Here is an 18607-nt window from a genome sequence, read left to right on the forward strand (position 1 = left end):
TAAGATTAGGCTATCTGATTCAATTCTAAGGTGTTAAAAAGTTCAATACAGGGTTCAACCATTAATGTTTGCTGATCTAACCCTGTGGCAATTTTCATGGGCTGCAAAGCATTACAGAAAAATAGGCTTTGTATATTCAAAGTTTCTTCCGATTTGACTAAACGCTGTTCGCATTGAATCCCTTGCTGCTGCATACGACGTAAAATTTCCGCACGCATGACGCCATGCACGCCATTATAACGAAGTTCAGGCGTAATCCATGTGTCATTTATGCGAAAGAAACAATTACTGCTTATCCCTTCAACAACTGAGCCCTGCACATCCAACACCAAAGCCTCTAACCAACCCTGTTGATCGGCTTCTTGTTTGAGTATTACTTGTTCCAAGCGATTTAAACTTTTAATGCCAACCAAGTTCGGCATACTCAACCCCATAACACGCTGCAAGATACCCGACTGAATTTTCTGGTAATGAAATGTGTTGACAGCTTGCGGATAGTAGAACACCCAGACATCAGCAAGATGGTCAGTAAAACTATACCCGCGTTGCCCTTCTCCACGGCTAATCACAACTTTTAGGGTCCCATTTAGCTGTCCAAAATCTTGCTGCATTTTCACTAAAGTTTCAGCAATCAAAGCTAAATTTGCATGAAGTGATAAACGCTCACACGCCAGCTGTAAACGCGCGTAATGTAAGCGTTCTAGCTCAATTTTATTCTTCACAACTCGGGCAGTCGTAAAGCAGCCATCGCCATAATGAAAAGCACGATCCAGCAAAGCAATATTCGCAACTTCCTGTGCATTCTTAAAACAAAGCATAACCTACTCCCCCAAAGACTCTGCTGTAGTTTAGGGACTACATTATGTAACTTATTTCTTTTTTATTCATATCAAATTCGTTTTTTATTATTTTTTTTGCAAAAAACACAGCGCTATTCTTTGCTCATGTTACCGAACATTTAGAATTATTGAGGTCTGCAAATGCGTTTTACTACACTTAAACTCGGGGTCGTTGCTGCACTAATTTCCATTACAGCTGTGCATGCTTCTGCCAAAGATTTCTTAAATGTGTCTTATGATCCGACACGTGAACTCTATGAAGATTTTAACAAACAGTTTGGACAATATTGGAAAAGCCGTACGGGTCAGGACGTAAATTTCAAACAATCCCATGGTGGTTCTGGAAAACAGGCACGTGCCGTAATTGATGGTTTAGATGCTGACGTTGTCACTTTGGCTTTGGCAGCCGATATTGATGCGATTGCAGATAAAACCAACCTACTTCCAAAAGACTGGCAAAAGAAATTCCCACAAAACTCGACACCGTATACCTCAACCATCGTCTTTTTAGTTCGTAAGGGCAATCCGAAAGGGATTAAAGATTGGGGCGATTTAGTCAAACCGGGTGTAGACATTATTACACCAAATCCAAAAACTTCTGGTGGTGCACGTTGGAACTATTTGGGCGCATGGGCTTGGGCAAAACATAAATATGGTTCTGATGCCAAAGCACAAGATTTTGTTCGTCAAATTTATAAACAAACCAAAGTACTCGACTCTGGTGCCCGTGGTGCAACCACAACTTTTGCTGAACGCGGGATCGGTGATGTATTACTGGCTTGGGAAAATGAAGCTTACCTCGCTGTACGTGAACAACCCGGTAAGTTCGAGATTATCACACCGTCTTTATCCATTTTAGCGGAACCACCAGTTGCGATTGTTGAAAAGAATGCACAAAAGGATGGCAATTTAAATCTTGCGAAAGGTTATCTGAACTTCCTGTATTCACCTCAGGGACAAGAGATTGCGGCGAAAAACTATTACCGTCCACGTAATGCAACTGTACTGAAAAAATATTCAACAACCTTTAAGCCATTAAAACTGGTCACAATTGATAAAGAGTTTGGTGGTTGGACCAAAGTGCAGAAACAGCATTTTGACAACGGCGGTGTTTTCGATCAAATCGTGAAAATCAATAGCGCAAAATAAACCGTTATTTAATTACACAGGAGCAACGTCATGATTCATACCGTAATCGTACCTGGTGTAGGGGGCAGTGAAGCTCAACACTGGCAATCTTGGTTGCAACGTAACCTCATGTCTAGCTCCCGTGTACATCAGACCAATTGGAACCAACCTATCCTTAAACACTGGGTAGAGCAATTTACGAAAACTCTGCGCCCTCTTCAAAGTGATGTACAAATCGTCGCACATAGCTTTGGCTGTTTAACGACAGTGGCTGCATTAGCATTGCACCCTGAACTAAACAAGCATGTGAAAAAGTTGATTTTAGTTGCGCCTGCCAATCCTGCCCGATTTGGCGAAGCAGGTTTCGCACGTGACAGTAAAACTGATTATCAAGCTTTCTTTCACCAATTGAAGATTCAGGTGCCAACCACCTTGCTGATTAGTGAAAATGATCCATGGTTAAGCTTTGAAGATGCACAGCAGTTGGCTCGTAATTGGAAACTGCAACCTGTGAATTTAGGTCAAGTGGGACATATTAATGTTGCCTCAGGTTTTGGTCCATTTCCTGAAATTTATGACTACCTGATGCCTGAACGCTCGATGTCTCGAATGTGTCTGTCTGATGATTATCCGAATTTTCTAAACTATGCACACTAGGGTCTGCATAATTTAATTTACTGATTATTTTACTGATTTTATTTGATCAGTATTCTCACATTTTGAGGAATTGTCATGTCGCAGCGATCCCGAGTGCTGCCAGGGTTTGGACTTTCGTTAGGTTTTACCCTCGCCTATTTATCTTTAATTGTACTGATTCCACTTTCAGCAGTTTTTATTCGATCGCTAGATATTGGTTGGTCAGGTTTATGGGAAATTTTAAGTTCTGAACGTATCTTAAAAGCCTTGCAACTCAGTTTTAGTACTGCGCTCTTGGCAGCCATCATTAATGTCATTTTTGGCTTATTACTGGCGTGGTGCTTGGTTCGTTATCGATTTCCAGGTAAACGCATTGTCGACGCCTTGGTCGATTTGCCTTTTGCCTTACCCACTGCGGTGGCTGGTATTGCCCTAACTTCACTTTATGCACCGACTGGTTGGGTTGGACAATATCTTGATCCTTTAGGTATTCAAGTGGCATACACCCCTATCGGGATTACGCTTGCGCTTATTTTTATTGGCATCCCTTTTGTAGTGCGTACTGTTCAACCTGTATTAAGCGATTTAGAAACCGAACTGGAAGAAGCAGCATCTGCCTTAGGTGCGAACCGTCTGCAAATTGTGACTAAAATTATTTTACCCATTTTATTCCCTGCGCTGCTCACAGGTTTTGCTTTGGCATTTGCACGTGGTGTCGGCGAGTATGGCTCTGTCATTTTTATTGCTGGTAATCAACCGTTCAAAACTGAAATTGCACCCCTCATGATTATCTCTCGTTTAGAAGAATATGATTATGCCGGTGCAACCACCATTGCTGTGGTCATGCTGTTAATTTCATTCGCACTGCTCTTTTTAATTAACTTATTACAAGCATGGGCAAGTCGTCGCACAGGGAGAACTGCAATATGAGCTTAGTTACCAACAGCAATGCCTTTGCTGAACGCCTACAGTCCCGTGATGCTACCCGTGAACCCGTTTGGGTCCGTTACACGTTACTGAGCATTGCCTTAATTTTTTTCTTAAGTTGCTTAATTCTTCCGCTCATTCTGGTTTTTGTAGAAGCCTTTAAACAAGGGGTTGGGGTTTACTTTCAGGCACTGGTCGATCCAGACACATTGTCTGCGGTAAAACTCACTTTACTCACAGCAGTAATCGCAGTTCCATTAAATGTGGTGTTTGGCGTAGCAGCAGCATGGTCGGTCGCCAAGTTTAATTTCCGTGGTAAATCCATTTTGACCACCTTAATTGATCTGCCATTTTCTGTTTCGCCTGTCATTGCAGGTTTAATGTTGGTGCTTATTTTTGGTACCCAAGGCTGGATGGGAAATTGGTTACTCGACCATGACATTAAAATTCTGTATGCCGTACCCGCCATTGTACTTGCCACTATATTTATTACCGTTCCTTTTGTGGCACGTGAGCTTATTCCACTTATGGAAGCACAAGGTACCGAGGAAGAAGAAGCTGCAATGGTTCTTGGTGCTTCAGGTTGGCAAACCTTCTGGAAAGTCACCCTACCCAATATTAAATGGGGTCTGATTTACGGCGTGATTCTGTGTAATGCACGGGCTATGGGTGAGTTTGGCGCGGTATCTGTAGTTTCAGGGCACATTCGCGGAGAAACCAACACCTTACCCTTGCATGTCGAAATTCTTTATAACGAGTACACCTTTAGTGCGGCTTTTGCAGTGTCCTCCTTATTGGCTTTACTGGCAATTGTGACCTTAATTTTAAAAACTTGGGTTGAATATCGTCAGGAAAAACAGAACCATAGTTCAAGTATTTAAATAGGAATGTCCCCATGAGTATTCAAGTCAAAAACATTGAAAAAAACTTTGGTGCATTCCATGCACTTAAAAATATTTCTTTAGATTTCCCTGAAGGTCAATTGGTTGCTTTGCTTGGTCCTTCAGGTTGCGGTAAAACCACCCTGCTCCGTATTATTGCGGGTTTAGAATCGGCAGATGGTGGACAGGTGATTTTAGAAGGTCAAGATGCCACCGATGTACATGTACGTGAACGTCAAGTTGGCTTTGTGTTTCAACACTACGCCCTATTCCGTCACATGACTGTCTTTGACAATATTGCCTTCGGTTTACGCGTTCGTCCACGTGCAACGCGCCCTTCAGAAGCAGAAATTAAAAAACGTGTTACCCGTTTACTGGATTTGGTTCAGTTGGGCTTCTTGGCAGACCGTTATCCTGCACAACTTTCAGGTGGACAACGTCAACGTATTGCCTTGGCTCGTGCCTTAGCAGTTGAGCCACGAGTATTGTTGCTGGATGAACCTTTTGGCGCACTCGATGCCAAAGTACGTAAAGAGCTGCGTCGTTGGTTACGTACCTTACATGACGAATTGCACATTACTTCAATTTTCGTGACGCACGATCAGGAAGAAGCGCTAGAAGTTGCCGATCAAATTGTGGTGATGAACAAAGGCAATGTCGAACAGATTGGTTCGCCTCGCGAAGTCTACGAAAAACCTGCCACACCGTTTGTCTTTGACTTTTTGGGACAGGCGAATCGCTTTGAAGGACACAATCATCAAGGCATCATTCAACTGGGCGAAGACCGTATTCAGTTAGAAGCAGCACAACATGCACCACATGGCAATGTGATTGCTTTTGCTCGTCCCAATGAATTACGCATTCACACCCAACCCCAAGACAATGCAATTCAGGCCACGTTCTTACGTGAAATTTGGATTGCAGGCAAAGTCTTGGCTGAATTACAAGACCGTCAGGGCAACCTGATTGAAATTACACTCAGCCCAGAAGAGTCAAAATTACATCAATTTAGACCAAATCAAACTGTTTGGTTGAGTGCAACTGCATTACACTTATTCGAAAATCAAGTCGCATAGAGACATAGAGGTGTGGCATGACCGCCTCACCCGCTTTAAGGTATAGAGAAATGAATTTCCAACAACTCAGAATTATTCGAGAAACAGTGCGACAGAACTTCAACTTGACCGAAGCATCTGCGGCTTTATACACCTCTCAATCTGGGGTGAGTAAGCATATTAAAGATTTAGAAGATGAATTAGGGGTTCAACTATTTATTCGCAAGGGTAAACGTCTACTGGGCTTAACTGAGCCAGGACAAGCCCTACTCGGCATTGTGGAACGGATGTTGGTCGATGCCGACAATATTAAACGTTTAGCCGACGATTTTAATAAAGTGGATGAAGGGACTTTGACCATTGCAACTACGCATACCCAAGCGCGTTATGTCCTGCCGCCAATTGTGAACTTATTTAAAAAAGAATTTCCTAAAGTTCACCTAATCCTGCAACAAGCCAGTCCTGTTGAAATTACGGAAATGCTGTTACAAGGCGAAGCGGATATCGGTATTGCTACAGAATCCTTGACCACTGAAGACAATTTAGCCAGTGTTCCATTTTATAACTGGCAGCACTGCATTATTACCCCTCAACAACATGCATTGGCGCAAAAAGAAACTATTGAGCTAGCAGATTTAGCACATTACCCATTAATCACTTACCACGGTGGCTTCACGGGTCGTTCTAAAATTGATAAAGCATTTGAAGAAGCGCATATCGATGTCGATATCGTCATGTCTGCACTGGATGCCGATGTCATTAAAACCTATGTTGAACTTGGTATGGGCGTTGGGATTGTCAACAATGTGGCTTATGATGCTGAACGTGACTATCGCTTAAAGCAAATTCAAACTGATATTTTCGGCATCAACACCACTTGGCTTGCAGTACGCAAAGGTCATTTATTACGTGGTTATGGGTATGAGTTTATTTCACTTTGCTCACCAGAAACGGATATCAAAGCTTTAAAAAGAGTCGCATATCCTGAAGAATAAGTAATGATATTGGAGGCAATTTTATGAATTGCCTCCTTGTCTTTCATCGGACGCTGTAACACTAAAATGTACACTTCAATGAAAATCTGAATCGCATAAATCTCTTGCGTCACTCTGTAGAATTCCACACAATAACAATCGCTCGCACACCAAAACAAAACATCTATTTATAATAATTTAGAGTATTTCAATATGTGGGTGATCCGAACCTTTACCTCGATGGTTATTTTTATTCCCCCCACATTGCAGGCGGGTGGCATGGAATTGTCTGGACAATCTATTGGGCCTTTCTTTGAGCAAGCTAATTATACTGAAATAACACTAGCTCGCTTGAATGCAGATATTTCAGGTCAAGTCCAAAATCAAACTGAATTGGCTGAAATTGGCGTCACCAATTTTTCTACCGGAAACTTTGTAGAAGATCGTAATTTTGTACAGGCTGCTTTAAAATTTCAGCCTCATCCGAAAGTTTCATTCGGTCTTATCTTCGATCAGCCTTTTGGTGTGGATATTCAATACCACTACCGTCCAAATACTGCTATTGGCCCCATTGAAATAGAATCTACAGAAATTCATTTTGACAGTCAGAACGTTACCTCCTTATTCGGTTATCAACTCAACCCTACTTGGCAAATTTATGCAGGACTAGGTCTACAAAGCTTTGAAGGTGACTTACAAGTCTTTGGGCAAAGTTTCTACTTTTTAAATGGCTATCGTGCCGAATTCAAAAAAGATCATGCGCTAGGTTGGCTTGCAGGTCTAAGTTATCAAATTCCAGAATACGCATTACGCAGCAGCCTTACTTATCGCTCAGAAATTAAACACCAAGTACAAGTCAGTGAATACATTCTTGACCAACCGATCCACTTGACGACCGAAAATAAAACCCAGATAGAAACACCCGCTTCGATTAATTTTGATTTTCAAACAGGGATTTCGCAGAAAAATCTGCTGTATGCTTCACTGCGCTGGGTCAATTGGAATGATTACATCATTCAGCCCACACAGTTTGCCGCCATTATTGACAGTGCTGCACAATATGCCCCTGAAATTGCTTCCTTCAAAATGATTCAATATCAAGATGACCAATGGTCTGGGAAAATTGGAATCGCACATCAATATAGTCAGCGTTGGGTTTCAACCTTTGATTTTGGCTGGGATGTGGGTAGTGGCAACACCGCTTCTACCTTAAGCCCTGTCGATGGTTACTACAGCTTAGGGCTTGGTGGACTTTACTACTGGCAACCCCAATCTTTTTTTGCTTTAGGCACACAATATTTATACTTCAATAAGGCTAAAACGGTACAAAATACTGAGGTAAATACCAAACTCGCTAGCTTATATTCAGTCAATCAAAATGAGGCTTGGGTCTTTGGTGCCAAAATAGGTCATCACTTTTAATTCGTACAATCTTTTGGCATAAAAAAACGGGCATTTAGCCCGTTTTTCTAGAATAAGATTATCTATTAGAAGTGATAACTTACACCCAGTTTCGCTACTGGCATCCACTCATATTTATCGTCATTTTCGACATTACGTTCGTGTTCAGCCAATAACGCCTGATCCGCTGCTGTACCACCGACACCTGTCAGTTTAGCTTGTGGATTACCTGTGTAGTAAGCACCTACCTCACCAAACACACCAACCTTGTCATTGATTTTAGGTGCAAAACCAAGACCTAAGTAAGGTGCAATGTCATTGTTATAGCTAACTTTACCTGTCACAGACTCAAAACTGGTTGGAGTCCCATCAATCTCGATATTACCGCTACCTGCTTTAGATTTGAGTGTATATTCACTATCGACATAACCTACACCCGCTGCCATATAGAGTGAATTTGCCCACATGTTCGAGCTTGTACCCCAAGGTCGTACCTCAGCATTTAAATATGTAAGGTTATTCTTCATGTCCATGTCGTATTTTACGCCATCTACAGACAAGTCATCTGACCAAGAAACATCACCACCATTGTAACCTAAGGTTACGCCAACATAAGGGTTAGCGGTCCAAGTGACTGCGCCACCGTATCCAGTTGTTCCTGCTTCAGCACGTACAGAAGTAGGAATAAGCTGATTAGAAACACGACCATCATTAATTACAGGTTCTTCTGCCATTGCAGTCCCTGCAAAAGCGGTCATTGTTGTTGCAATCGCAATTAAACTTAATTTTTTCATTGCTGGTCTCCTCAGAAGATTAAACTTTTAATCGTGAAGTTGTTTTGATGAACTCATCCTAGACCAGAACATCAGTATTTTTTATGAACGATTTGCTTGGTTTTTGTTAACTTTTGATACACATTTTATAAAATATAGTTTGCAAACACCTATTGGTTTAAAAACTTATACAATTTAACATAGGTTTTTACTTAACTACCTTAATTATAAATTCCGATGCTAAGACGATTTTTCATCTATTTTTGGGCAAATATAGTGTAAAATCTTCAAAATTTTTTTGGATGGAAGATCATGTCTCAGCTTTCGACAATTATCGAACAAGCCTTTGAAGACCGTGCCAATTTCACAGCAGCAGACTGTTCTGCTGAAATCCGTGAAGCTGTAGAACAAGCTATTGCTGGTTTAGATAATGGCTCATTACGCGTTGCAGAAAAAATCGACGGTGAGTGGGTTGTTCACCAATGGCTTAAAAAAGCGGTATTGTTATCGTTCAAATTAAACGACAACAAACCAATCGAGTCAGGTGATCTTCGTTTTTATGACAAAGTAGACACTAAATTCTCTGGTTGGACTGAAGAACAGTTCAAAGCAGCAGGTGTTCGTGTAGTACCTCCAGCAGTTGCGCGTAAAGGCAGCTTCCAAGCCAAAAATGTTGTATTGATGCCATCATACGTAAACATTGGTGCTTATGTAGATGAAGGCACAATGGTTGATACATGGGCAACTGTAGGTTCATGTGCACAAATCGGTAAAAACGTACACTTGTCTGGTGGCGTAGGTATCGGTGGCGTACTTGAGCCATTGCAAGCAAACCCAACCATTATTGAAGACAACTGCTTCATTGGTGCACGTTCTGAAATTGTGGAAGGCGTGATTGTTGAAGAAGGCTCTGTAATTTCAATGGGTGTATTCATTGGTCAATCAACCAAGATTTATGACCGTGCAACTGGTGAAGTCCACTATGGTCGCGTACCTGCGGGTTCTGTGGTTGTTGCTGGTAGCCTTCCTTCTAAATGCGGCACTTACAGCTTATATGCTGCAATTATCGTGAAAAAAGTTGATGCACAAACACGTTCTAAAACAAGCTTGAACGATTTATTACGCGAAGACTAATTTTTCAAAATGCTTTTCGGTCTCTACGGTCAGACATGATCGTAGAGATTTTTATTTTTCTATCTTGTGGTTATTTTGTACTATGAATACTCTCAGATCTTCGGCTATTCCTGTTTCTGATCCGGCTGCGGGCTTACGCATCACGGAGATTTTCTATTCATTACAAGGTGAAGCAAATGCAGCAGGACTCCCTACGGTATTTATTCGCCTAACGGGTTGCCCACTACGCTGTACTTATTGTGATACTACCTACTCCTTTGAAGGTGGAGAGCGCCAATCGCTCGAACACATTATTCAAACCACACTCGATTTTAAAACCCCCTATGTCTGCGTGACAGGTGGTGAACCTCTGGCACAGCCCAATGCTTTACCGTTAATGCAACGTTTAGCTAACCTTGGCTGTGAAGTGTCTTTAGAAACCAGTGGTGCCTTAGACGTTTCTAAAGTTGACTCGCGTGTTTCTAAAGTTTTAGATCTTAAAACCCCAACTTCCGGTGAAGAACAGCGCAATTTAATCAGCAATCTTGATTACTTAACGCCCCACGACCAAATTAAATTCGTGATTTGCAACCGTGAAGATTATGAATGGTCAAAACTACAGGTTGCACAATACCAACTACAGGATAAAGTCAGTACCGTTTGGTTCTCCCCTGCTTTTGCTGTAGAAAAAGGTGCTGTACGCTTACCGCAACTTGCGCGTGATTTAGCGCAATGGATTTTAGAAGACCATCTCCCTGTTCGCTTCCAATTGCAATTACACAAATTGCTTTGGAATGATGAAACTGGTCGTTAATTTAGTTCTGTTCTTAAATATATCTATTTGGAGATTTTAATATGCGCCCTCGTGCCATAGTTTTGTTATCTGGCGGCTTAGACTCAACGACTTGTTTGGCTTGGGCGCAAGCACGTTATGAATGTATTGCAATCAGTTTTATGTATGGTCAACGTTCGACCACTGAACTTGATGCTGCTCGTGCATTAACTCAACGTGCTGGTGTAGAACATCGTGTCATTAATATTGATTTAGGTAACTTAGGTGGTTCTGCTTTAACAGATCACAGCATTGATGTACCTGAACAGTTGCAAGAAGGTATTCCTGTAACTTATGTTCCAGCACGTAACACAATTTTCTTGTCTTATGCTTTAGCGGCAGCGGAAGTTTTTGGTGCAGAAGCCATTGTGATTGGTATCAATGCCGTTGATTATTCAGGTTATCCAGACTGTCGTCCTGAATTTATTGATGCTTTTGCCAACATGGCACGCCTTGCAACCAAGGTTGGTGTTGAAGGAAAACCTCTTAAATTTGAAACACCTCTGTTACATTTATCCAAAGCAAATATCATTCGCTTAGGTATAGAACATGGCGTAGACTATAGTCAAACGGTGTCTTGCTACCAAGCAGATGACCAAGGACGTGCTTGTGGTAAATGCGACAGCTGCCGCTTACGCAAACAAGGCTTTGAAGATGCAGGCGTAGCAGACCCAACACGTTACATACCGTAATTACAGGGTACAGTTTATGAAAAATTTAAAATCAAACATTATTCTTTCTACATTGATGTCTGCTGCAGCATTGTTCGCAACAACTTCACATGCTGCTGAGTCAAACAAACTACAAGAAGCGTATAAAAGCACCAATGTAAAAGCTGCGTTAATTAATGTTTGTAAAGAAGAAACAGCCAAAGGTAATAAATTATCGAGTGCTGAAGTAAGCAAATACTGTACTTGTGCAGTTGAAGCAGATGGTAAATTAACCAATGCTCAAAAATGGGAAATTCAAAGCGCCATTAACCAAAAGAAAAGCCCTAGCACAATCGCTTTTGTTCAAAAGCAAAATAAAGACTTACAAGCCTGCTTTGGTCCTCAGTTAACGACAAAATTAAAGTCATTATCAGAAGCAGCAATGAAAAACGCACAAGCGAATAAATAATTCGCTCATTGTGAATGAAGCCTGCTTTATGCAGGCTTTTTCTATGTCAAAAAATGAATAGAACTTGAAATTATGTGCAATGAATGGAATACAAACGCTCAAGGTCAAAAATTTGTTGCGTCTTATAGCGGTGGTAAAGACAGCAGCCTAGCTCTCTACCAAGCTATGCAAATGGGGCAGCCTGTTGCACTTATTGTAATGCTTGAAGAACAAGGCTTAAAATCACGCTCACATGGGATGTCACTCGACATTATTCATGCACAAGCCAATGCGATTGGATTACCCATTTTTACCGCTTCTGCAACTTGGCAAGATTATGAAAGTCATTTCATTCAACTACTGCAAAAGGCCCAAGCCCTCGGTGCGGAAACCTTGGTCACAGGTGATATTGATTTAATGGCACACGCTGAATGGAATCAATCGGTTTGTGATAAAAGTCAACTCAGTTTATGTATGCCGCTTTGGCAACGTCCCCGTTTAGACATTGTGCATGAGTTTATTGCACTGGGATTTCAAAGCATTATTGTGACGGTCAATCTGAACTTAGGCATGAAAGTTGAAGATTTAGGGCAAATCCTCACGCTTGAATATATTCAGCAGCTTGTGGAAAGAGGGATTGACCCTTGTGGTGAAGCGGGTGAATTCCATACCACAGTGATTGCTGGACCCATTTTTAAAGATGCACTTAGCATTGTGAAAGGTGATATTCTCTATCACGAAAATTACGCCTTTTTACCCCTTGAACTAGAACAACACCAGATTGAAGGATAAACCATGACGGATACAATTCAACTTCCAAATCAGGCTTTCCCCACCACTACAGGCGAAATCAACTTAACTGAAGTACCTACTGAATGGTTAATTGTTTATTTCTACCCAAAAGATTCAACGCCAGGCTGTACCACACAAGCCGTTGGTTTTTCATGTTTAAAAGATCAGTTTGATGCACTTAATACCAGTATTTTTGGGGTTTCGCGTGATTCAGTTAAAGCCCATCAAAACTTTACTGAAAAGCAGGCTTTAACGATTAATTTAATCAGCGACAAAGAAGAAGTGCTTTGCAACCACTTCGATGTCATTAAGCAAAAAAATATGTATGGTAAACAAGTGATGGGCATTGAACGCTCTACTTTCATTTTCCATCAAGGCAAGCTCGTTAAAGAATATCGCAAAGTCAAAGCCGCAGGACATGCAGAACAAGTTCTCGCAGATCTAAAGGCATTACAAGCCTAAGACCCAAAGCCGCTGTCACTTTAAACATTTCAAGGTCAGCGGCTTTGATCCTTACGCACTCACAATTAAAGACAGTGCGATACCCCACATAATCAAGGCAATTAGACCATCCAAGACTTTCCATGCTTTAGGGTTTTCAAAAATTGGCGTTAATAATCGTGCCCCATATCCTAAACTGAAAAAGAATAACCATGATGCGGTCATAGTACCTAGCGCAAAATAGAGTTTGCTCTGCTCAAATTGGGTTGAGATAGAACCAATCAGTACTACAGTATCCAAATATACGTGCGGATTGAGCCAAGTTAATGCCAAACATACCAACAAGATTTGACCCAAATTGGTTTCATTTTGCTGTGCTGCATGCAACCCCTGATTGGATTTGAAAGCTGCTAACAAATGTTGCAAGCCATACCAAAATAAAAATAATGCCCCTGCCCATTTCGCCATGCCCAGAACTTCAGGGTAATGCTGAAGCACCACAGAAAAACCTGTGATTCCTAATAGAATTAAAATCGAATCGGACAGTGCACAAACAAAGCAGACCCAAAATACCGACTGCTGTTTTAAACCCTGCTTTAAAACAAAAGCATTCTGCGCCCCAATCGCCACGATTAGACTAAAACCTATCGCGATGCCCTGTAAATACGTTTGTAACATGACTTTTTCAACTCTATTTTTGCTCCATCGCATTATCAATCATTTTCTATTCAACTAAATAAAACTAAAAAAATATCAATTTAACTCAATTTATCTTAGATTATAACCATGACTTATTGCTTGGACTAAAACCCCATCATGCTGAATAGTAAACAATGCGATGCGTTTTTAGCTGTTGCAGAAACAGGTAGTTTTGATTTGGCGGCAGAACGTTTATGTATTACGGCATCTGCCGTCACCATGCGCGTACAAAGTTTAGAAAAATCTTTAGGGCATCTTTTAATTGTACGTGAGCGTCCTTGCCGTGCCACTCAGGCAGGATTATCGTTATTACATTATTTGCAACACACTCGACGATTAGAACAGAACCTGTTACAGGACTTAACGGGACAAACACCTGAATCACCATTCTATCAACTCAATATTGCCACCAATGATGATTCCCTTGCGACATGGTTACTGCGAGCAATACGCGAAACCTTGCTACGTGAAAAAATTGTGGTGCATTTAAAAGTAGATGATCAAACCCAAACTCACCATTTACTTGAAGCAGGATTAGTCAGTGCCTGTATTACAATGGAACAGCAACCAATGAAAGGCTGTGTTGCAAAGCGCTTAGGCTGTATGAATTATCGAATGGTGGCAACCCCAGAATTCAGCCGACGCTGGTTTGCACAAGGTTTAAACCGTCAAAGCTTAAGAATGGCGCCAGCGGTGATTTATAATGATAAAGACCATCTGCATACCGATATTATTTTGGAAAAATTTGGCTTAACTATTGAGAGCTATCCACACCACTTTATTCCTTCTTCAACGGCTTTTGTAGAAGCGATAGAATTTGGTTTAGGATTTGGAATGGTACCAGATTATCAAATTGGACAGCGCTTACATACGGGAGAATGGCTTGAACTATTACCCGATTCACATATCAATATTCAATTATATTGGCACCACTGGAAGCAACAATCACCACCATTGGCACAACTCACGCGAGATATGATCGACAAAGCGCCAAGCTATATGAATCAGCAAATGAATACTTCTTTTTAATCAGGCACGCTACGCATGAACTGAACACATCGGGTTTAGTCAGCTTTTTTCCATTGTCCGATGACTTGAATATTTACTTTTTCGCCAATTCCACCTAGGGCTTTTTTCATACCAAAATCGCTACGGCGGATTATGGTATACGCCTCGACATCTAACACATCAGGATTCTTCGAATTCGGAACTAATTTGGCATTAAACGAAATTGGATGAGTCACACCCCTTAAAGTCAAATTGCCAAGAATTTGATAACGATGATCTCCAAGCACTTTAAATTGAGTGCTGGTAAATGTCGCTGTTTTATATTTTTCTACATAAAATAGGTCTGGGCCCAAAACCATCTGTTTGAAAGACGGTCTATTCAAGCGGATACTGGTGATATCGAGTATCACCTCAGCAGCAGCTTGTTCGGGTTGTTGCAAATCAAACTGAAGATTAGATTGAACCTTTTCAAACTGCCCTTTCACAAAAGTCACGCCCAAAGAGTCAATATGAAAACCAACTTCAGAATCAGCAGTTAAATGCCATGGGCTAGCCAATGCAGTTTGAATAGACATAATCATGGCAAATGCATAAACATACCCAGAAACTCGAGGTGGATATGAAGCCCCGTAAGCTCCAACATGGTATCGCATATCCATTCCCTCATACGAGGTGATGAAGATATAGTTTACTCAAGATTGGTTTTATCTTGGGTCTGGTATTTGTGTTGTAATTGTTGATAAAGCACGCTTTGCTTGAAATTTTGTAAAAAGGCAACCGTGCCTTGCGGAAAAGTATCTTCCCAAATCTCCCCACGATAATAAGCTTCACGCATAGGAGTCGCAGACATTGCACCTTCTAAACTATCAATTTCAACCATTTCCCACTCTGGGAAAAGTTCTAAATAATAAGAAGATTCATCTTTAAAATGCCCAATCAACCCCACTTTATGTTCAGGCTGTACTACATCTGCAACTAAGCTTTTGACTAGATTGACCCATTTTTTATCATTATAAACATCGACAACATGTACAAAATGAATACGTGCAGCATCTTCTACAGAGAAATTCGACAAAATCATCTGTTCGCGTTCTTGAGCGGTAAATGGGTTTTTAATATTACGCTCCATCTGTGCCGAACCTAATGCCAAAATAACATGGTCACTCAGTTCCAGCGCAATTTGGATGGTTCGCATATGTGCCAAATGAAACGGCTGAAAACGACCAATAAATACCAGATAATCAAATGTATGTTTCATAGAGAATGAACTTTTTTATGAACTCATCAGTAGCAGCGTTATTGTTTAAGATACGACATAATGGCTCATAAAATTTAACTAAATTTTAAAGCAAGGATAGTACGATGACGCTCAGTTGTATTCAACAACCACATGAACATTTAAATGCAAATTTAGACAATGGTATTTTGACTTTAGCCATTAACCGACCAAAAGCAAAAAATGCCTTGTACGGTGAATTGTATTTATGGATTGCTCAAGCCCTAGATGAGGCGGATCAATCTAAAGATGTACGCGTGGTGATTTTACGGGGTGAAGATGCCGATTTCACTGCGGGAAATGACATGCAAGACTTTATGCAATTCATTCAATCCCCACTACAAGGCAAATCTGGCGATGCACCTCCGTTTGTCGTGTTAAAAGCAGCGGCACGTTTTTCTAAACCTTTAATTGCTGCGGTTCGCGGTGTAGCCATTGGCATTGGCGTAACTATTTTGCTGCATGCCGACCTTGTGTATAGCGACCAAACTGCATTATTCCAAATTCCATTTGTGAGTCTTGGACTTTCACCTGAAGGTGCAGCCAGCCAATTACTGATTCAACAAGCGGGTTACCACAAAGCGGCTGAATTGTTGTTTACAGCACAAAAATTTAACAGTGAAAAAGCCGTTGCAGCAGGTCTAGTCAACAGCATTGAAGAAGATGTCTACGCAGCAGCACTCAAGCAAGCACAAATTTTAGCGGCATTACCATTGGCATCTTTACGTCAAACCAAAGCCCTCATGAAGCATAATCTAGACAGCATCGTGGACTGTATTGACCATGAAGCTGAGATTTTCATGCAACGTGTTTCTTCACCAGAAATGGCCGAAGCGGTTGCTGCATTTATGCAAAAACGTAAACCTGATTTTGCTCAATTTAATTAATTGAACCTCAAAAGGGGCCTTATGCCCCTTTATTTTAGCTCACCCAAATACAACACCTGTTAAACAGCACCCGATATATTCTAAAACAACAACTTTTAAAAATTTATCAATCCCATGACAGATACCAATCATACAAATTTCATCGCAGATGACTCAGGCAAACCTCGTTACTACGAACCTGCCCCACAAGATATTGATGTTGCTAATTTCCGTAAAGTGATTGAAAGCCGTCGTTCAGTGCGAAAATTTACAGACCGTGCCATTCCTAACGAAGTTTTAGATGCTTGTTTGGATTTAGCACTGCTCGCGCCTAACTCCTCCAATTTACAACCGTGGACTTTTTATGTCGTACAAAGTCCGAGCAAGAAAAAACAATTGGTAAAAGCCTGCTTAAATCAATTGGCAGCCAAAACCGCTGCTGAACTGATTGTCTGTATTGCGCGTACAGACCGCTTAGATGACATGGCAAAACGCAACATCAGCGAATTTCCATTTCCTGAAACGCCACCCGCAGTGCAAAAATATTATCGAGTGATTCCATATAACTATAAAACTGGTTACTTCAATGCCCTAGGCAATGTTAAAAAAGTCGCTTTTAAGTTGGTCCGTATCTTTGATAAGCAATTGCCCATCACGGCTTTTAATGCGGCCGATGCCAAATTATGGGCAAGCAAAACCACAGCGCTAGCATGTGAAAATCTAGTTTTGGCTTTACGTGCCTATGGTTTCGATAGCTGTATGATGGAAGGCTTTGATGAGCCGATGGTTCGAAAAATCTTAAAACTGAATGAGCAACAATACCCTGTTATGGTCATTGCAGCAGGCGAACGTGCGAAAGACGGCGTGTTTTTCCCACAATACCGTTTTGATCGTGAGTTATTTATTCAGAAGGTTTAACGATTTTTCTAGATGGAATCTTTTCAATAAGATTCTAGTTAATAGAATAACCTTCGGTTCGACCTACTTTTCTTTTGGGAAAAGTAGGCAAAACCATAGCCATCTGCAAAACTCAGCTAATACCGTTTGCATTTCAATGCATCGCAGAACCATTTTTTTCATAATTCGTTCTGTCTCAAACAATTGCAGATGACATTTCCGTGTATCTAATTTTCAGTTTGTAAAAGCTATTTGGGCTAAATATCCAAGATTTGAATAAACTCAAAAGCTGGTTCTTCATAAGGATGACTGGTTTTAAGCGCGTGAGCCACTGCTTTGGCATGAGCTTCTGGCACAATCGTTTCTACTCGCCATTCAGGCACTTGTTCTAAACGATTCAACTCACCAATGAATGGATTTGCTCCCTGTACAGGCTTAAACTGTCCCATACCCAGAACTTGCCATGCACAGTGCTCATAATGACCAATTCCCCCAGCACCTGCTGAAAAAATAGCCTGTTTAGTCGACTCTAGGTGACTCTCTGGAACGTAGTAAATTAATTTCAGCATAAGTACCTTTTTCAAATCTACATGAATATGCTTATTGTTGAATGATTACTTCTTAAAATACAAGCAAACACGATCACTTCAAACATGTATATTGGTTTCAACCCCAGAAAGTTTGACTAAACCTTCAACCATTTTGCTTTAATCCACCATCAATAAAAAATATGGATTTCTCTGTTTAGCCTCCAGCCTCAAAAAAAATCCAAACTACAATCCGATTCAAATCTACTCAAATATCGTTACCTGGTGTTTTATCATCTTGCTTTGGCCGTTGTAGATGGCTATTTACTTTCTGCACTCAGTTTAGTCAGTGCTGTGATCGGTTGGTTTTAATGCTGCACTTCGCCAAGGCTTTTAGGCTATAATCACTGAGCCAATCTTCAGATTGGCTTTTTTAATTGACTG

At 41.0% G+C, this 18607-nt stretch carries 22 protein-coding genes; 16 read left to right on the plus strand and 6 right to left on the minus strand.

Annotation, left to right across the window (positions count from 1 at the left end):
• Positions 1-5 precede the first annotated feature (5 nt).
• On the minus strand, positions 6-818 hold the full coding sequence (gene pabC, locus E0H82_RS04545; RefSeq protein WP_131263434.1) for an aminodeoxychorismate lyase: 813 nt from the start codon (positions 816-818) through the stop codon (positions 6-8).
• 162 nt (positions 819-980) lie between these two features.
• Here pabC and E0H82_RS04550 point away from each other — a divergent pair, with 162 nt between their 5' ends.
• The 7 genes from E0H82_RS04550 to E0H82_RS04580 all read left to right on the plus strand — a co-directional run bounded on the left by E0H82_RS04550 (position 981) and on the right by E0H82_RS04580 (position 7862).
• Positions 981-1988 carry a sulfate ABC transporter substrate-binding protein gene (locus tag E0H82_RS04550; RefSeq protein WP_131263436.1) on the plus strand — a complete coding sequence of 336 codons (1008 nt, stop codon included), beginning with the start codon at positions 981-983 and terminating at the stop codon, positions 1986-1988.
• A gap of 30 nt (positions 1989-2018) precedes the next feature.
• A complete protein-coding gene (locus E0H82_RS04555; RefSeq protein WP_131263438.1) occupies positions 2019-2624 on the plus strand; it encodes an RBBP9/YdeN family alpha/beta hydrolase in 606 nt (201 codons plus the stop codon).
• A 75-nt stretch (positions 2625-2699) separates the two neighbouring features.
• Complete coding sequence (gene cysT / locus E0H82_RS04560) at positions 2700-3533, plus strand: sulfate ABC transporter permease subunit CysT (protein WP_131263440.1); 834 nt, start codon at positions 2700-2702, stop codon at positions 3531-3533.
• A complete protein-coding gene (gene cysW / locus E0H82_RS04565) occupies positions 3530-4411 on the plus strand; it encodes a sulfate ABC transporter permease subunit CysW (RefSeq protein ID WP_131263442.1) in 882 nt (293 codons plus the stop codon). Before cysT ends, cysW begins: the two co-directional genes overlap by 4 nt.
• A gap of 14 nt (positions 4412-4425) precedes the next feature.
• The gene (locus E0H82_RS04570) at positions 4426-5487 is read left to right on the plus strand and encodes a sulfate/molybdate ABC transporter ATP-binding protein (protein WP_131263444.1); all 1062 of its coding nucleotides are present in this window, start codon (positions 4426-4428) and stop codon (positions 5485-5487) included.
• Positions 5488-5537: 50 nt separating this feature from the next.
• Positions 5538-6461 (plus strand): CysB family HTH-type transcriptional regulator, encoded by a 924-nt coding sequence (locus tag E0H82_RS04575; RefSeq protein ID WP_131263446.1) that lies wholly within the window; start codon positions 5538-5540, stop codon positions 6459-6461.
• A 192-nt stretch (positions 6462-6653) separates the two neighbouring features.
• Positions 6654-7862 carry an OmpP1/FadL family transporter gene (locus E0H82_RS04580; protein WP_131263448.1) on the plus strand — a complete coding sequence of 403 codons (1209 nt, stop codon included), beginning with the start codon at positions 6654-6656 and terminating at the stop codon, positions 7860-7862.
• Between the two features lie 65 nt (positions 7863-7927).
• On the opposite strand, the gene carO is transcribed toward E0H82_RS04580, so the two are convergent.
• On the minus strand, positions 7928-8635 hold the full coding sequence (gene carO / locus E0H82_RS04585; RefSeq protein WP_131263450.1) for an ornithine uptake porin CarO: 708 nt from the start codon (positions 8633-8635) through the stop codon (positions 7928-7930).
• 291 nt (positions 8636-8926) lie between these two features.
• Between carO and dapD the strand changes: the two genes are divergently transcribed.
• The 6 genes from dapD to E0H82_RS04615 all read left to right on the plus strand — a co-directional run bounded on the left by dapD (position 8927) and on the right by E0H82_RS04615 (position 12911).
• Positions 8927-9748 (plus strand): 2,3,4,5-tetrahydropyridine-2,6-dicarboxylate N-succinyltransferase, encoded by an 822-nt coding sequence (gene dapD / locus E0H82_RS04590; RefSeq protein WP_131263452.1) that lies wholly within the window; start codon positions 8927-8929, stop codon positions 9746-9748.
• A gap of 82 nt (positions 9749-9830) precedes the next feature.
• Positions 9831-10541 carry a 7-carboxy-7-deazaguanine synthase QueE gene (gene queE, locus E0H82_RS04595; RefSeq protein WP_131263454.1) on the plus strand — a complete coding sequence of 237 codons (711 nt, stop codon included), beginning with the start codon at positions 9831-9833 and terminating at the stop codon, positions 10539-10541.
• 41 nt (positions 10542-10582) lie between these two features.
• Complete coding sequence (gene queC, locus E0H82_RS04600; protein ID WP_116759179.1) at positions 10583-11251, plus strand: 7-cyano-7-deazaguanine synthase QueC; 669 nt, start codon at positions 10583-10585, stop codon at positions 11249-11251.
• A 16-nt stretch (positions 11252-11267) separates the two neighbouring features.
• A complete protein-coding gene (locus E0H82_RS04605) occupies positions 11268-11678 on the plus strand; it encodes a hypothetical protein (protein WP_131263456.1) in 411 nt (136 codons plus the stop codon).
• 72 nt (positions 11679-11750) lie between these two features.
• On the plus strand, positions 11751-12449 hold the full coding sequence (locus E0H82_RS04610) for a diphthine--ammonia ligase (protein WP_131263458.1): 699 nt from the start codon (positions 11751-11753) through the stop codon (positions 12447-12449).
• Positions 12450-12452: 3 nt separating this feature from the next.
• Entirely contained in the window at positions 12453-12911 is a 459-nt protein-coding gene (locus E0H82_RS04615; protein WP_131263460.1) for a peroxiredoxin, read from the plus strand.
• A gap of 51 nt (positions 12912-12962) precedes the next feature.
• On the opposite strand, the gene E0H82_RS04620 is transcribed toward E0H82_RS04615, so the two are convergent.
• Entirely contained in the window at positions 12963-13568 is a 606-nt protein-coding gene (locus E0H82_RS04620) for a LysE/ArgO family amino acid transporter (protein WP_131263462.1), read from the minus strand.
• 138 nt (positions 13569-13706) lie between these two features.
• Between E0H82_RS04620 and E0H82_RS04625 the strand changes: the two genes are divergently transcribed.
• A complete protein-coding gene (locus E0H82_RS04625) occupies positions 13707-14618 on the plus strand; it encodes a LysR family transcriptional regulator ArgP (RefSeq protein ID WP_131263464.1) in 912 nt (303 codons plus the stop codon).
• Positions 14619-14653: 35 nt separating this feature from the next.
• On the opposite strand, the gene E0H82_RS04630 is transcribed toward E0H82_RS04625, so the two are convergent.
• Both E0H82_RS04630 and E0H82_RS04635 read right to left on the minus strand, forming a co-directional pair.
• Positions 14654-15250: a YceI family protein gene (locus tag E0H82_RS04630; RefSeq protein WP_131263466.1), complete on the minus strand. Its 597-nt coding sequence runs from the start codon at positions 15248-15250 to the stop codon at positions 14654-14656.
• Positions 15251-15285: 35 nt separating this feature from the next.
• Positions 15286-15855, minus strand: a complete 570-nt coding sequence (locus E0H82_RS04635) for a nicotinate-nicotinamide nucleotide adenylyltransferase (protein ID WP_131263469.1) — start codon at positions 15853-15855, stop codon at positions 15286-15288.
• 104 nt (positions 15856-15959) lie between these two features.
• On the opposite strand from E0H82_RS04635, the gene E0H82_RS04640 reads away from it, so the two are divergent.
• Complete coding sequence (locus E0H82_RS04640; RefSeq protein ID WP_131263472.1) at positions 15960-16760, plus strand: enoyl-CoA hydratase; 801 nt, start codon at positions 15960-15962, stop codon at positions 16758-16760.
• A gap of 114 nt (positions 16761-16874) precedes the next feature.
• Positions 16875-17657 (plus strand): nitroreductase family protein, encoded by a 783-nt coding sequence (locus tag E0H82_RS04645; RefSeq protein ID WP_131263475.1) that lies wholly within the window; start codon positions 16875-16877, stop codon positions 17655-17657.
• A gap of 236 nt (positions 17658-17893) precedes the next feature.
• Here the strand turns inward: E0H82_RS04645 and E0H82_RS04650 are convergent, their stop codons facing one another.
• Positions 17894-18205, minus strand: coding sequence for an NGG1p interacting factor NIF3 (locus E0H82_RS04650; RefSeq protein ID WP_131263479.1), 312 nt, complete (start codon positions 18203-18205; stop codon positions 17894-17896).
• Between the last annotated feature and the right edge of the window lie 402 nt (positions 18206-18607).

The sequence above is a fragment of the Acinetobacter sp. ANC 4910 genome (genome assembly GCF_004331035.1).
GTDB lineage: Bacteria > Pseudomonadota > Gammaproteobacteria > Pseudomonadales > Moraxellaceae > Acinetobacter.

Bases quoted from the DNA above. Each gene is read 5' to 3' on its own strand.
- E0H82_RS04575 (WP_131263446.1), top strand. From the start codon at position 5,538: ATGAATTTCCAACAACTCAGAATTATTCGAGAAACAGTGCGACAGAAC.
- cysW (WP_131263442.1), top strand. From the start codon at position 3,530: ATGAGCTTAGTTACCAACAGCAATGCCTTTGCTGAACGCCTACAGTCC.
- E0H82_RS04635 (WP_131263469.1), bottom strand. From the start codon at position 15,855: ATGAAACATACATTTGATTATCTGGTATTTATTGGTCGTTTTCAGCCG.
- queE (WP_131263454.1), top strand. From the start codon at position 9,831: ATGAATACTCTCAGATCTTCGGCTATTCCTGTTTCTGATCCGGCTGCG.
- E0H82_RS04550 (WP_131263436.1), top strand. From the start codon at position 981: ATGCGTTTTACTACACTTAAACTCGGGGTCGTTGCTGCACTAATTTCC.
- E0H82_RS04580 (WP_131263448.1), top strand. From the start codon at position 6,654: ATGTGGGTGATCCGAACCTTTACCTCGATGGTTATTTTTATTCCCCCC.
- E0H82_RS04615 (WP_131263460.1), top strand. From the start codon at position 12,453: ATGACGGATACAATTCAACTTCCAAATCAGGCTTTCCCCACCACTACA.
- E0H82_RS04625 (WP_131263464.1), top strand. From the start codon at position 13,707: ATGCTGAATAGTAAACAATGCGATGCGTTTTTAGCTGTTGCAGAAACA.
- carO (WP_131263450.1), bottom strand. From the start codon at position 8,635: ATGAAAAAATTAAGTTTAATTGCGATTGCAACAACAATGACCGCTTTT.
- E0H82_RS04570 (WP_131263444.1), top strand. From the start codon at position 4,426: ATGAGTATTCAAGTCAAAAACATTGAAAAAAACTTTGGTGCATTCCAT.
- pabC (WP_131263434.1), bottom strand. From the start codon at position 818: ATGCTTTGTTTTAAGAATGCACAGGAAGTTGCGAATATTGCTTTGCTG.
- cysT (WP_131263440.1), top strand. From the start codon at position 2,700: ATGTCGCAGCGATCCCGAGTGCTGCCAGGGTTTGGACTTTCGTTAGGT.
- E0H82_RS04630 (WP_131263466.1), bottom strand. From the start codon at position 15,250: ATGCGATACCATGTTGGAGCTTACGGGGCTTCATATCCACCTCGAGTT.
- dapD (WP_131263452.1), top strand. From the start codon at position 8,927: ATGTCTCAGCTTTCGACAATTATCGAACAAGCCTTTGAAGACCGTGCC.
- E0H82_RS04650 (WP_131263479.1), bottom strand. From the start codon at position 18,205: ATGCTGAAATTAATTTACTACGTTCCAGAGAGTCACCTAGAGTCGACT.
- E0H82_RS04645 (WP_131263475.1), top strand. From the start codon at position 16,875: ATGACAGATACCAATCATACAAATTTCATCGCAGATGACTCAGGCAAA.
- E0H82_RS04640 (WP_131263472.1), top strand. From the start codon at position 15,960: ATGACGCTCAGTTGTATTCAACAACCACATGAACATTTAAATGCAAAT.
- queC (WP_116759179.1), top strand. From the start codon at position 10,583: ATGCGCCCTCGTGCCATAGTTTTGTTATCTGGCGGCTTAGACTCAACG.
- E0H82_RS04605 (WP_131263456.1), top strand. From the start codon at position 11,268: ATGAAAAATTTAAAATCAAACATTATTCTTTCTACATTGATGTCTGCT.
- E0H82_RS04620 (WP_131263462.1), bottom strand. From the start codon at position 13,568: ATGTTACAAACGTATTTACAGGGCATCGCGATAGGTTTTAGTCTAATC.
- E0H82_RS04555 (WP_131263438.1), top strand. From the start codon at position 2,019: ATGATTCATACCGTAATCGTACCTGGTGTAGGGGGCAGTGAAGCTCAA.
- E0H82_RS04610 (WP_131263458.1), top strand. From the start codon at position 11,751: ATGTGCAATGAATGGAATACAAACGCTCAAGGTCAAAAATTTGTTGCG.